Here is a 12,447-nt window from a genome sequence, read left to right as displayed (position 1 = left end):
ATGGATATCGGGATGATTCGAGGCCTGGGCACCGTTGTCGTGATGGTGGCCTTTATCGGCCTGGCCTTGTGGGTGTTCAGCCCCAAGCGCAAGTCGGAGTTTGAAGACGCGACGTTGCTGCCCTTCGCGGATGATCCCGAAGCCATCAAGCACGTCGTGGAAGCGTCTAGGAGTAACAAAGAATGACTACGTTCTGGAGTCTGTACGTCACAGTCCTCAGTCTGGGTACCATTTTCGCCCTGACCTGGCTGCTGCTGTCGACCCGCAAGGGCCAGCGCGCCGAGCAAACCGATGAAACCGTCGGCCACTCGTTCGACGGCATCGAGGAGTACGACAACCCGCTGCCCAAATGGTGGTTCATGCTGTTCGTCGGCACCATCATCTTCGCCCTCGGTTACCTGGCGCTGTACCCTGGCCTGGGCAACTGGAAAGGCCTGCTGCCGGGCTACAACTACCTCGACAACGACAAGCAAACCCCATTTGCCAATGGCCAGACCGGCTGGACCGGCGTGCACGAATGGGAAAAGGAAATGGCCAAGTCGGACGCCCGGTTCGGGCCGATCTTCGCCAAGTTCGCCGCCATGCCGATCGAAGAAGTGGCCAAGGACCCGCAAGCCTTGAAGATGGGTGGCCGCCTGTTCGCCTCCAACTGCTCGGTGTGCCACGGTTCCGACGCCAAGGGTGCCTACGGCTTCCCCAACCTGACCGACGCCGACTGGCGCTGGGGCGGCGACCCGGCCACCATCAAGGAAACCATCATGAAGGGCCGCCACGCGGTGATGCCGGCGTGGGCCGAAGTCATTGGCGAGCAAGGCGTGGCCGATGTGGCCGGCTTTGTGGTGACCAACCTCGATGGCCGCAAATTGCCGGAAGGCGCGAAGGCAGACGTGGCCAACGGCGAGAAACTCTTCGCCGCCAACTGCGTGGCGTGCCACGGTCCCGCCGGTAAAGGTACACCCGCCATGGGCGCGCCTGACCTGACCCACCCTGGCGCGTTCATCTACGGTTCGAGCTTCGCGCAACTGCAGCAGACCATCCGTTATGGCCGTCAAGGCCAGATGCCTGCGCAGGAGCAGTTGCAGGGCAATGACAAGGTGCACTTGCTGGCGGCCTATGTTTACAGCCTGTCCCATGGAGACAAGGCAGCTGAGGAGCAGTAAGCATTAAAACCAAAAAGCCCCGCGCAGCCAATGCTGCGCGGGGCTTTGGTAATGGGGCATTGGTGGAACTCAACTTACCCCGAGGACGAGGCGTTACCGTTCTTCATGCACTTGGTCCATTCTTTTAATAGCAGCGTTGATCGCCCCCCGATCAGCCGATTTAGACCAATCCGTCAGTCCTAACTGTGCCACTAACTCAGGACGACTCAAGATTTCCCGCGCGACCATCGCTTCATCTGGGCCGCGATCATGACGCGTCCCATCCGCGATGTTCTTCAGTGAAGCGTAAGTCACACCCTCCCTGCGATCAATCCCACCCCAACCGCGCTCCGGGTAATAGGTGTCATATTCATTCAGGAGCTTTTGCGCCAGTTCTTTATCACTCATCGTGGCCAGGGGAAACCCCATATTCTGACCCACGGTTATGATACTTTCACGATCGATTTTGCCATCGTGCTTATGCTTTCCGTACCCATCGAGTTTCTCCATGAGTACAGGATTTTCCAGCAGCGAACGGGCAAAATTCATGTCGTCACTGCTGTAGCCACTCTGCGCAGAGGCATACGCAACCTGTCGTAGAGAGTCGCGGGTGATGTAGTCTGGTTGCGCAGGGTCGGCATACTTATCAAAGTTTCTGAGTAGACGGTCGGCCACCCGATAATCATTCCAACTACTGAATTGCTCTACGCTGATGCCAGAGGATACTGGCAGCGTCGAAGCCGATGGTGGAACGGCTCCAACATTATGCGTGTCATTAGCACGTTGAATGGTCATTGGTTTCCTCGATTTGAATAACGTCAAAACAAAATAAATTTATCGGCGCGCAAGAGACCTAGGCATAACGCTCAACAATTGCTCATCAAAGGTTTCATCGTGGTAACGCTGCGCGCTGCTACAAAACATTGCCGAACACTGATCCTGACTTGATCTCAACGTCGGCATTTCCTGCGTGGCAATAACGCGATCAGCGTTCCTACAACAAACGTTTCATTCTGTGTAAACAAAGGCTCGTTTGGGCCTAAGAACTGTTATCGCAGAAGCGTCAGCTTCCTAACCAATCGTTGTAGGTTATTTAACAGCGCAAAAAGCAGTTATAAAAACGCCACCACACCGGCCCGTAGACCTCTCCTGATTTACTTACTCAACACCAGGAAGTCGCAAGGGAAACGGCAGGGTGCACTTGCTGGCGGCGTATGTTTCGGACTGTCCCATGGGAACAAGCCGCCAGACGCCGTGTGAGGAAAAGCGGTGAAAAAAAACGGCCCCGCCAGTGGAGATTGGCGGGGCCGTTTTGTTTTCAAGTCGAAAAAGTCGTCACCGCCAGCAACGCATCTACATTTGAGATTGATCAAGAAAACCGCAGGTAGTAACGTGACTACATTCGTACTCCATACGGAGGTTAGCCCCCATGACCATCACCACCATTTCCAGCCGTGAATTCAATCAAGACACAAGCGGTGCCAAAAAAGCCGCCCGCCAAGGCCCGGTTTTTATCACTGACCGGGGCAAGCCTGCCCATGTACTGCTAAGCATTGAGGACTACCAAAAACTGACAGGCCTCAATGCCGACATCGTTGACCTGTTGGTGATGCCAGAAGCGGCAGATATCGAGTTCGAAACCGAACGCGCCGTGATCACTCATCGACCCGTGGACTTCACTTGATGTATCTACTCGACACCAACGTCATCTCTGAACTGCGCAAACCCCAGGCCGATGCCAAGGTCGTCGCCTGGGCCAAAAGTGTCATCGCGCCACGGATGTATATTTCAGCCATTACCTTGAAGGAACTGGAAACAGGAGTCCTGCGAATGGAGCGGCGTGATCCCGCCCAGGGGAAGGTTTTGCGCACATGGCTCAAGCGCCATGTCATGCCGGCGTTTGATGCCAGAATCCTGCCGATTGATGCAGCAGTTGCCCTGCGCTGTGCCAGCTTGCATGTGCCAGACCAAGCCAACGAAAGTGACGCGCTGATCGCTGCAACCGCGCTGGTTCATGGGCTGACAGTGGTCACGCGCAACACTGGCGACTTTCAATCCAGCGGCGTCGCGCTGATCAATCCATGGGACGAATGACCGGTAAGGCTGCGAAAACCGTCCATACTTCACAAGTCAATTGACCCAGATCACGTACACCATCAATTGATTTCCCCCAACGCGACCAAAGGTCGCACCCGTCGAAGGGTGTCAGGGGCGTATCATTAGGCCACTGCAACACCCCTATTTTGACCCCGGCTGGCACGTACTGGCCGAGGCAAATCTCCACTGCCGTGGGATGCAATGATGAGCAACCAGATTCCGGTACATGACGTTACCCCGCCTGCCAAAAATTCGAATAACACCGTCGATCTCTACGCATCGCGGGAGAAAATCTACACCCGTGCCTTCACCGGCTTGTTCCGCAATCTGCGGATGCTCGGGGGTGCCGGTTTGTTCCTGCTCTACTTCGGCACCGTGTGGCTGAACTGGGGTGGCCACCAGGCTGTCTGGTGGAACCTGCCGGAGCGTAAATTCTTCATTTTTGGCGCGACTTTCTGGCCCCAGGATTTCATCCTGCTGTCGGGCATCCTGATCGTGGCGGCGTTTGGCCTGTTCTTCATCACCGTGTATGCCGGCCGCGTCTGGTGCGGCTACACCTGCCCGCAAAGCGTGTGGACCTGGATCTTCATGTGGTGCGAAAAGGTCACCGAAGGCGACCGCAACCAACGCATCAAGCTGGACAAGGCGCCGATGAGCGCCAACAAGTTCCTGCGCAAGTTCGGCAAGCACAGCCTGTGGCTGATCATCGGCTTCGTCACCGGCATGACCTTTGTCGGCTACTTCTCGCCGATCCGTGAACTGGTGTTCGATTTCTTCACCGGCCAGGCGGATGGCTGGTCGTATTTCTGGGTCGGCTTCTTCACCCTCGCCACCTACGGCAACGCCGGCTGGCTGCGCGAGCAGGTGTGCATCTACATGTGCCCGTATGCGCGTTTCCAGAGCGTGATGTTCGACAAGGACACGATGATCGTTTCCTACGACCCGCGCCGTGGCGAAGTCCGTGGGCCGCGCAAAAAAGGTATCGACTACAAGGCCCAGGGCTTGGGGGACTGCATCGATTGCACGATGTGCGTGCAGGTGTGCCCTACCGGCATCGACATCCGTGACGGCCTGCAGATTGAATGCATCGGCTGCGCGGCCTGCATCGACGCCTGCGACAACATCATGGACAAGATGGAATACCCGCGCGGGCTGATCAGCTACACCACCGAGCACAACCTGTCCGGGCAGAAAACCCATAAGCTGCGCCCGCGCCTGATCGGTTATGCCCTGGTGCTGCTGGCGATGATCAGCCTGTTGGTGGCCGCCTTCTTCGTGCGCTCGCTGGTGGGTTTCGACGTCAGCAAGGACCGCGTGCTGTACCGCGAAAACGCCGAGGGCCGGATCGAAAACGTCTACAGCCTGAAGATCATGAACAAGGACCAGCGCGACCACACCTACGTGCTTGACGCCGCAGGCCTGCCAGACCTCAAGCTGCAAGGCCGGCGCGAGATCAAGGTAGCGGCCGGGGAAATCTTCAGCATGCCGGTGGAGTTGTCGAGCGCACCGGAACAACTGCCGTCGAGCACCAACGAGGTGAAATTCATCCTCAGGGATGCCGATGACGACAGCGTCCACATTGAAGCCAAGAGCCGATTCATCGGCCCACAAGTCCGTTAATAGAGAGCCGAACAATGCCCGCAGCTACTGCCGCAAGCCCCTGGTACAAGCACCTCTGGCCCTGGATCATCATTGGGATCCTGACCTGCTCGGTGACGTTGACCTTGTCCATGGTGACCATCGCGGTGAACAACCCCGACAACCTGGTCAACGACAACTATTACGAGGCCGGCAAAGGCATCAACCGTTCCCTGGACCGCGAACTGCTGGCCCAGACTCTGCAACTGCGGGCCAAGGTGCACCTGGACGAGTTGACCGGCGAAGTCGAATTGCACCTGACCGGCAACAGCGGGCCCGGCACCCTGGAGCTGAACCTGATTTCGCCGACCCAGCCGGAGAAGGATCGCAAGATCATCCTGACCCGCAGCGACAGCGAGCCCGGCCGCTACATCGGCCAGGTGACCGACAAGGTCGAAGGCCGCCGCTTCGTCGAGCTGCTAGGGGTGGAAGGCGACCGGACCTGGCGTATGTTTGAAGAAGAACAGGTCAGCCATGACAAGGACTTGCTGCTGGGCGACGAGCCGCTGCAGGGTGCTGAAGACCTGAAAAAATAGAGCGTCACCTGTTTGATCGTTCCCACGCTCTGCGTGGGAATGCATCCCGTGACGCTCCGCGTCACAAGAGCGGACGCGGAGCGTCCAGCGAAGCGTTCCCACGCAGAGCGTGGGAACGATCATCGGAACTGAGCCATGACCACCCCGACCCCTTGCTACCACTGCGCCCTGCCCGTGCCGCCCGGCAGCCGGTTCACTGCCGTGATCCTCGGCGAGCCCCGCGAGCTGTGCTGCCCGGGCTGCCAGGCGGTGGCCGAGGCGATTGTCGCCGGTGGCCTGGAAAGCTATTACCAGCACCGCAGCGAAGCCTCGGCCAACCCCGAGGCGCTGCCGGTGCAACTGGTGGACGAGCTGGCGCTGTATGACCGTGCCGATGTGCAAAAGCCTTTCGTGCGCCACGACGGTGACCTGTCGCAAGCCACACTGTTGATGGAAGGCATCAGTTGCGCCGCCTGTGGCTGGCTGATCGAAAAACACCTGCGCAGCCTGCCCGCCGTGGCCGAGGCACGCCTGAACCTGTCCAACCACCGCCTGCACGTGCGCTGGGCCGACGGGCAATTGCCCCTGAGCCAACTGCTCGGCGAATTGCGTCACATCGGCTACGCCGCCCACCCGTATCAAGCCGACCGTGCCGCCGAACAACTGGCCAGCGAAAACCGCCTGGCCCTGCGTCAACTGGGGGTGGCCGGGCTGCTGTGGTTCCAGGCGATGATGGCGACGATGGCCACCTGGCCGGAATTCAATATCGACCTGAGCCCGGAGCTGCACGTGATCCTGCGCTGGGTCGCGATGTTTCTGACAACGCCCATCGTGTTCTACAGCTGCGCGCCGTTTTTCAAGGGGGCGATGCGCGACCTGCGCACCCGCCACCTGACCATGGATGTTTCGGTGTCCCTGGCCATTGGCGGTGCCTACCTGGCCGGAATCTGGACCGCCATCACCGGCACCGGCGAACTGTATTTCGATGCAGTCGGCATGTTTGCCCTGTTCCTGCTGGCCGGGCGTTACCTGGAGCGTCGCGCCCGGGAACGCACGGCGGCAGCCACCGCGCAGTTGGTCAACCTGTTGCCGGCCTCGTGCCTGCGCATGAGTGCCGACGGGCAAAGTGAACGGATCCTGCTCAGCGAACTGGCCCTGGGCGACCGGGTACTGGTGCATCCGGGGGCGGTGCTGCCGGCAGACGGCATCATCCTCGACGGCCAGTCGAGCATCGACGAATCGCTGCTGACCGGCGAGTACCTGCCGCAACCACGCCAGGTCGGCGATGCCGTCACTGCCGGCACCCTCAACGTCGAAGGTGCGCTGACCGTCGAAGTCCGCGCCCTGGGCCACGACACGCGCCTGTCGGCCATCGTGCGCCTGCTGGAGCGGGCCCAGGCGGAGAAACCCCGGCTGGCGGAGATCGCCGACCGCGCCGCCCAATGGTTCCTGTTGTGCTCATTGGTCGCCGCTGCGGTCATCGGCCTGGTGTGGTGGGAGCTGGATTCGTCACGGGCGTTCTGGATCGTCCTGGCGATGCTGGTTGCGACCTGCCCTTGCGCCCTCTCACTGGCAACACCCACCGCCCTGACGGCAGCCACCGGCACCCTGCACAAACTCGGCCTGCTGCTGACCCGCGGTCACGTGCTGGAAGGCCTGAACCAGATCGACACGGTGATTTTCGACAAGACCGGCACCCTTACCGAAGGTCGCCTGGCGTTGCGCGCGATCCGCCCGTTGAGCCTGCTGGGCAGCGACGAGTGCCTGAGCCTTGCGGCGGCGCTGGAGCAACGTTCGGAACATCCGATCGCCCGCGCATTCGGCCGCGCGCCGTTGGCGGCGGATGAAGTGCTCAGCACGCCGGGCCTGGGCCTGGAAGGCCGCGTCGGTGACCGCCGGTTGCGCATTGGCCAGCCGGGTTTTGTTTGCGAACTGAGCGGCTGCGCCCTCCCCGCCTCGCCGAAGGAAGCCGGCCAATGGCTGCTGCTGGGCGACACCGACGGCGCCCTGGCCTGGTTTGTCCTGGATGACCGCCTGCGCAGCGACGCGCCCGCCTTGCTCGCCGCCTGCAAGGCACGCGGCTGGCGCACGTTGCTGCTGTCGGGAGACAGCTCGCCGATGGTTGCCAGTGTCGCCGCCGAGCTGGGCATCGACGAAGCCCATGGAGGCCTGCGCCCCGATGACAAGCTGCAAATGCTGCAACAGCTGCACAAGGAAGGCCGCAAGGTGCTGATGCTCGGCGATGGCGTCAACGATGTGCCGGTACTGGCCGCCGCCGATATCAGCGTGGCCATGGGCTCGGCCACCGACCTGGCCAAGACCAGCGCCGACGCGGTGTTGCTGTCGAACCGCCTCGACGCCCTGGTGCAAGCCTTTACCCTGGCCCGGCGCACCCGCCGGGTAATCATTGAAAACCTGCTGTGGGCCGGGCTGTACAATGGCCTGATGTTGCCGTTTGCCGCCCTCGGCTGGATCACTCCCATCTGGGCGGCGATCGGCATGTCCCTCAGTTCGTTGACCGTGGTGCTCAATGCCCTGCGCCTGACTCGCATGCCGAGCACGCCAGCCGTGAGCCCCGCCCCCGTAACCCGCCCGCTGCCGGCATGAGCCGCGCGGGCATGGAGTGCAGATGCCAGCTCTTTACGTGATGATCCCGGCGGCGCTGTTGATCGTGGCCATCGCCATTTACATCTTCTTCTGGGCGGTGGACAGCGGCCAGTACGACGACCTCGATGGCCCGGCCCACAGCGTGCTGTTCGATGACCAGGACCCGAACCACCTGGCGGCCGTCGATGAAGCCAACGGCCCTGAACAACCGCCCAAGCCGAAAGATCCGCCCCATGCTTGAACTGGCGCCCCTGCTGGTCTCGGCGGTGATCCTCGGCCTGCTGGGCGGCGGCCATTGCCTGGGTATGTGTGGCGGCCTGATGGGCGCGCTGACCCTGGCGATTCCCAAGGAGCAACGCAGTCGGCGCTTTCGCCTGCTGCTGGCCTACAACCTGGGGCGCATCCTCAGCTACGCCACCGCCGGCTTGCTGATCGGCCTGGCCGGCTGGGCCGTGGCCAACAGTCCGGCAGCGATGTTCATGCGCATCCTCGCCGGGCTGTTGCTGATCTGCATGGGCTTGTACCTGGCTGGCTGGTGGAGCGGCCTGACCCGTATCGAAAGCCTCGGGCGCGGCCTGTGGCGCCATATCCAGCCGGTTGCCAACCGTTTGCTGCCGGTGTCCAGCCTGCCCCGGGCGTTGCTGCTGGGTGCGCTCTGGGGCTGGTTGCCGTGCGGGTTGGTCTACAGCACGTTGCTGTGGGCGGCCAGCCAGGGCAATGCGCTGGACAGTGCGGTGCTGATGCTCGCGTTCGGCCTTGGCACCTGGCCGGTACTGCTGGCCACGGGCTTAGCCGCTGATCGAGTCACCGCGTTATTGCGCAAACGCAGCGTGCGGATGGCCGGTGGCCTGCTGGTCATGCTGTTCGGCATCTGGACCTTGCCCGGGCCGCACCAGCACTGGCTGATGGGCCACTAGATCGCCATGTGGCATAGCGCCGCTCCCCGTTGATGCAAATCAAGATGGCTTCCCCACCCAGCCCCTAGACTCGGCCCACTAGCCTATCCGGGGGAACGCCCGCATGCTCGACGCCATTCGTTGGGACACTGATCTGATTCACCGCTACGACCTGGCGGGGCCACGCTACACCTCGTACCCCACCGCCGTACAATTCGACAGCCAGGTCGGCACCTTCGACCTGCTCCACGCCCTGCGCGACAGCCGCAAGGCCGTACGGCCCCTGTCGCTGTATGTGCATGTGCCGTTTTGCGCCAACATTTGCTACTACTGCGCCTGCAACAAGGTCATCACCAAGGACCGCGGTCGGGCTCACGCCTATCTGCAACGCCTGGAGCAGGAAATCCAGTTGGTGGCGTGCCACCTCGACCCCAAACAGCCGGTCGAGCAGCTGCACTTCGGCGGCGGCACCCCGACCTTTCTCAGCCATGACGAGCTGCGTCAGGTCATGGGCCGCCTGCGCCAGCACTTCAACCTGCTGGACGATGACTCCGGCGACTACGGGATTGAAATCGACCCGCGGGAAGCCGACTGGGCGACCATGGGCCTGCTGCGTGAACTGGGGTTCAACCGCGTCAGTATCGGCCTGCAGGACCTGGACCCCGAAGTGCAGCGTGCGGTGAACCGCCTGCAAAGCCTGGAAGAAACCCGCGCAGTGATCGACGCAGCGCGCACCCTGCAGTTTCGTTCGATCAATATCGACCTGATCTACGGTTTGCCCAAGCAGACACCGATGAATTTCGCACGCACCGTGGAAGAAGTCATCAGCCTGCAACCGGACCGCCTCTCGGTGTTCAACTACGCACACCTGCCGGAACGGTTCATGCCCCAGCGACGGATCAACACCGACGACCTGCCCTCCCCGGCGGAAAAACTGCTGATGCTGCAAACCACCATCGAGCAGTTGACCCGGGCGGGCTACCGCTACATCGGCATGGACCACTTTGCCCTGCCGGACGACGAATTGGCCGTCGCCCAGGAAGAAGGCACGCTGCAACGCAACTTCCAGGGCTACACCACCCACGGGCATTGCGATTTGATCGGGCTTGGGGTGTCGGCGATCAGCCAGATCGGCGACCTGTACTGCCAGAACAGCAGCGACCTGAACCACTACCAGAACGCCCTCGCCGGCGCGCAACTGGCCACCAGCCGTGGATTGTTATGCACCACGGATGACCGGTTGCGACGGGAAGTGATCCAGCAGTTGATCTGCACGTTCAGCCTGAATTTCGAGAAGATCGAACAGGCCTTCAACATCGATTTTCGCGGCTATTTCGACGAGCTCTGGCCGCAACTGGAGGCGATGACCGAGGACGGACTGATCGAACTCGACCCACAGGGCATCCGCGTATTGCCGGCGGGGCGCCTGCTGGTACGCTCGGTGTGCATGGTGTTCGATGCCTATCTGGAGCACCAGAATCGGCAACGATTTTCGCGCGTAATCTGAACCTGTCCTACTTCGCCAGCAGGGCCATCGCTTCCAGCTGCGACTCGGGAGACTCGTCCTTCAAGGCCTTGGTCAACTGCGATTGGGCCGTCATCAAGCCGGCCTGCAATGTCGCGATATCACTCTGCAAGGCGGCCACTCTTGCCTGCCTTGCCTGCGGGGTCTTTGAGGCGTCGGACATGGCAGCTGAGAGCTGAGCCATCTTCTCGGCGAGCTGTTTTCTCATCTCGCGAATCATTTTCAACAGCTGCTTGATGTTGTCTTTCAGGTTGCTGTCGTCAATGTCCTTGTTGGAGTTGGTGCTGGCCTTGGAGGCTTTCAGCCCCGCCCCCGAGATATCCACCACCAGTCCTTGGGGCTTGGTGTCAGTGGCCCGATCGGTAGAAGACGCTTGGTCTTTATCGTCTGCAGCGGGGTCTTTTTTCGCATCAGGCACGGTTAGCGAAGAAACAATGGCAGGGTTGGTTGCGCCAATGGAAAGCATGATCTGAGCCTCCAGCTCTAGGAGTGACAATCTTGTATCGACCTCGATACAAAATTCTTTATACCGCTGCTGCTTTTCTGTACACGCTGGCCTGATTGCCCCCCGGTGCGTTACCCTTACGTCTTATGTGTGTTTTCCCACAAGGATTTAAGAAATGTCCGAGCCAGTTAAACTGCGCGCTCATAGCCAGGCTCATTGCAAGGATTGCAGCCTGGCCCCCCTGTGCCTGCCACTTTCGTTGAATCTGGAAGACATGGAAGCGCTGGACGAGATCGTTAAACGCGGTCGCCCACTGAAAAAAGGCGAGTTCCTGTTTCGCCAGGGCGACAAGTTTGACTCCGTTTATGCAGTACGTTCTGGCGCGCTGAAAACCTTCAGCCTGAGCGATGGCGGCGAAGAACAGATCACCGGCTTCCACCTGCCGAGCGAACTGGTCGGACTGTCGGGCATGGACACTGAGATTCACCCCGTGTCGGCCCAGGCCCTGGAAACCACATCGGTGTGTGAAATCCCGTTCGAACGCCTGGATGAACTGGCCCTGCAGCTGCCGCAATTGCGTCGCCAGCTGATGCGCGTGATGAGCCGGGAAATCCGCGACGACCAACAGATGATGCTGCTGTTGTCGAAGAAAACCGCCGACGAGCGTATTGCCACTTTCCTGGTCAACCTCTCCGCACGTTTCCGCGCGCGGGGTTTCTCGGCCAACCAGTTCCGCCTGAGCATGTCGCGCAACGAAATCGGCAACTACCTGGGCCTGGCGGTGGAAACCGTGTCCCGGGTATTCACCCGCTTCCAGCAGAACGAGTTGATTGCGGCCGAAGGCAAGGAAGTGCATATCCTCGACCCGATCCAGCTCTGCGCATTGGCTGGCGGTTCGCTCGACGGTTGATCCAGACGCTTGCGGCCGAGCCAATCGGCTGGGCCGCAGGTATACTTCGAGTCCGCTTTCCTCCCCAGGACTCCTCGACGATGGTCTTCGATTCGTTCGACATCAAATCCCTGATTCGCCCAGTCATCGACTTCCCCAAGCCTGGGGTGATCTTTCGCGATATCACGCCGCTGTTCCAGTCGCCCAAGGCCTTGCGCCTGGTAGCCGACACCTTCGTACACCGCTACGTCGAAGCCGACTTCACCCACATCGGCGCGATGGATGCCCGGGGCTTCTTGATCGGTTCGATCATTGCCTATCAGTTGAACAAACCGCTGATCCTGTTCCGCAAGCAAGGCAAATTGCCGGCTGACGTGCTGGCCGAGAGTTACCAGACCGAATACGGCGAAGCCTTCCTGGAAGTGCACGCCGACAGCCTGTGTGAAGGTGATTCGGTGCTGATGTTCGATGACCTGATCGCCACCGGCGGCACGCTGATCGCAGCGGCCAACCTGGCGCGGCGCATGGGCGCACGGATTTTCGAAGCGGCGGCGATCATTGACCTGCCGGAGCTGGGTGGGTCCCAGCGCCTGGAAGACATGGGCATTGCGACGTTCTGCCTGACGCAGTTTGCCCTGACAGACCAATAACCCGGGATTCGTGTGGCGAGTGAGCTTGTGTGGCAGGGAGCTTGCT

At 60.8% G+C, this 12,447-nt stretch carries 14 protein-coding genes; 12 read left to right on the top strand and 2 right to left on the bottom strand.

Annotation, left to right across the window (positions count from 1 at the left end; genetic code table 11):
* Both HX815_RS19005 and ccoP read left to right on the top strand, forming a co-directional pair.
* Entirely contained in the window at positions 1 to 186 is a 186-nt protein-coding gene (locus tag HX815_RS19005) for a CcoQ/FixQ family Cbb3-type cytochrome c oxidase assembly chaperone (RefSeq protein WP_008437575.1), read from the top strand.
* Positions 183 to 1,160, top strand: a complete 978-nt coding sequence (ccoP, locus tag HX815_RS19000; RefSeq protein WP_003219020.1) for a cytochrome-c oxidase, cbb3-type subunit III — start codon at positions 183 to 185, stop codon at positions 1,158 to 1,160. Before HX815_RS19005 ends, ccoP begins: the two co-directional genes overlap by 4 nt.
* Before the next feature lie 93 nt (positions 1,161 to 1,253).
* On the opposite strand, the gene HX815_RS18995 is transcribed toward ccoP, so the two are convergent.
* Positions 1,254 to 1,934 carry a hypothetical protein gene (locus tag HX815_RS18995; protein ID WP_023659084.1) on the bottom strand — a complete coding sequence of 227 codons (681 nt, stop codon included), beginning with the start codon at positions 1,932 to 1,934 and terminating at the stop codon, positions 1,254 to 1,256.
* Between the two features lie 634 nt (positions 1,935 to 2,568).
* Between HX815_RS18995 and HX815_RS18990 the strand changes: the two genes are divergently transcribed.
* The 8 genes from HX815_RS18990 (at position 2,569) to hemN (ending at position 10,399) form a co-directional block, all read left to right on the top strand.
* On the top strand, positions 2,569 to 2,823 hold the full coding sequence (locus HX815_RS18990; RefSeq protein ID WP_003219024.1) for a type II toxin-antitoxin system Phd/YefM family antitoxin: 255 nt from the start codon (positions 2,569 to 2,571) through the stop codon (positions 2,821 to 2,823).
* A complete protein-coding gene (locus tag HX815_RS18985; protein WP_087694843.1) occupies positions 2,823 to 3,233 on the top strand; it encodes a type II toxin-antitoxin system VapC family toxin in 411 nt (136 codons plus the stop codon). Before HX815_RS18990 ends, HX815_RS18985 begins: the two co-directional genes overlap by 1 nt.
* Positions 3,234 to 3,440: 207 nt before the next feature.
* The gene (gene ccoG, locus HX815_RS18980; RefSeq protein ID WP_003219028.1) at positions 3,441 to 4,856 is read left to right on the top strand and encodes a cytochrome c oxidase accessory protein CcoG; all 1,416 of its coding nucleotides are present in this window, start codon (positions 3,441 to 3,443) and stop codon (positions 4,854 to 4,856) included.
* 14 nt (positions 4,857 to 4,870) lie between these two features.
* Positions 4,871 to 5,410, top strand: coding sequence for a FixH family protein (locus tag HX815_RS18975; protein WP_008437568.1), 540 nt, complete (start codon positions 4,871 to 4,873; stop codon positions 5,408 to 5,410).
* Positions 5,411 to 5,545: 135 nt separating this feature from the next.
* Positions 5,546 to 7,996, top strand: coding sequence for a heavy metal translocating P-type ATPase (locus tag HX815_RS18970; protein WP_177028712.1), 2,451 nt, complete (start codon positions 5,546 to 5,548; stop codon positions 7,994 to 7,996).
* A 22-nt stretch (positions 7,997 to 8,018) separates the two neighbouring features.
* Positions 8,019 to 8,237: a cbb3-type cytochrome oxidase assembly protein CcoS gene (gene ccoS / locus HX815_RS18965; protein WP_003219033.1), complete on the top strand. Its 219-nt coding sequence runs from the start codon at positions 8,019 to 8,021 to the stop codon at positions 8,235 to 8,237.
* The gene (locus HX815_RS18960; protein ID WP_003219035.1) at positions 8,230 to 8,913 is read left to right on the top strand and encodes a sulfite exporter TauE/SafE family protein; all 684 of its coding nucleotides are present in this window, start codon (positions 8,230 to 8,232) and stop codon (positions 8,911 to 8,913) included. Before ccoS ends, HX815_RS18960 begins: the two co-directional genes overlap by 8 nt.
* 103 nt (positions 8,914 to 9,016) lie before the next feature.
* On the top strand, positions 9,017 to 10,399 hold the full coding sequence (gene hemN, locus HX815_RS18955) for an oxygen-independent coproporphyrinogen III oxidase (protein WP_177028711.1): 1,383 nt from the start codon (positions 9,017 to 9,019) through the stop codon (positions 10,397 to 10,399).
* 7 nt (positions 10,400 to 10,406) lie between these two features.
* Here hemN and HX815_RS18950 read toward each other — a convergent pair whose 3' ends face one another.
* On the bottom strand, positions 10,407 to 10,883 hold the full coding sequence (locus tag HX815_RS18950) for a hypothetical protein (RefSeq protein ID WP_003219041.1): 477 nt from the start codon (positions 10,881 to 10,883) through the stop codon (positions 10,407 to 10,409).
* A 154-nt stretch (positions 10,884 to 11,037) separates the two neighbouring features.
* Between HX815_RS18950 and fnr the strand changes: the two genes are divergently transcribed.
* Both fnr and HX815_RS18940 read left to right on the top strand, forming a co-directional pair.
* A complete protein-coding gene (gene fnr / locus HX815_RS18945; protein WP_003219044.1) occupies positions 11,038 to 11,772 on the top strand; it encodes a fumarate/nitrate reduction transcriptional regulator Fnr in 735 nt (244 codons plus the stop codon).
* Between the two features lie 80 nt (positions 11,773 to 11,852).
* Positions 11,853 to 12,401, top strand: coding sequence for an adenine phosphoribosyltransferase (locus HX815_RS18940; protein ID WP_003219046.1), 549 nt, complete (start codon positions 11,853 to 11,855; stop codon positions 12,399 to 12,401).
* Positions 12,402 to 12,447: the final 46 nt, after the last annotated feature.

The sequence above is a fragment of the Pseudomonas sp. E6002 genome, assembly GCF_013385565.1.
GTDB lineage: Bacteria > Pseudomonadota > Gammaproteobacteria > Pseudomonadales > Pseudomonadaceae > Aquipseudomonas.
The sequence above is the reverse complement of the archived record's forward strand: the minus strand, read 5'-3'. Positions and strand labels throughout refer to the sequence as shown.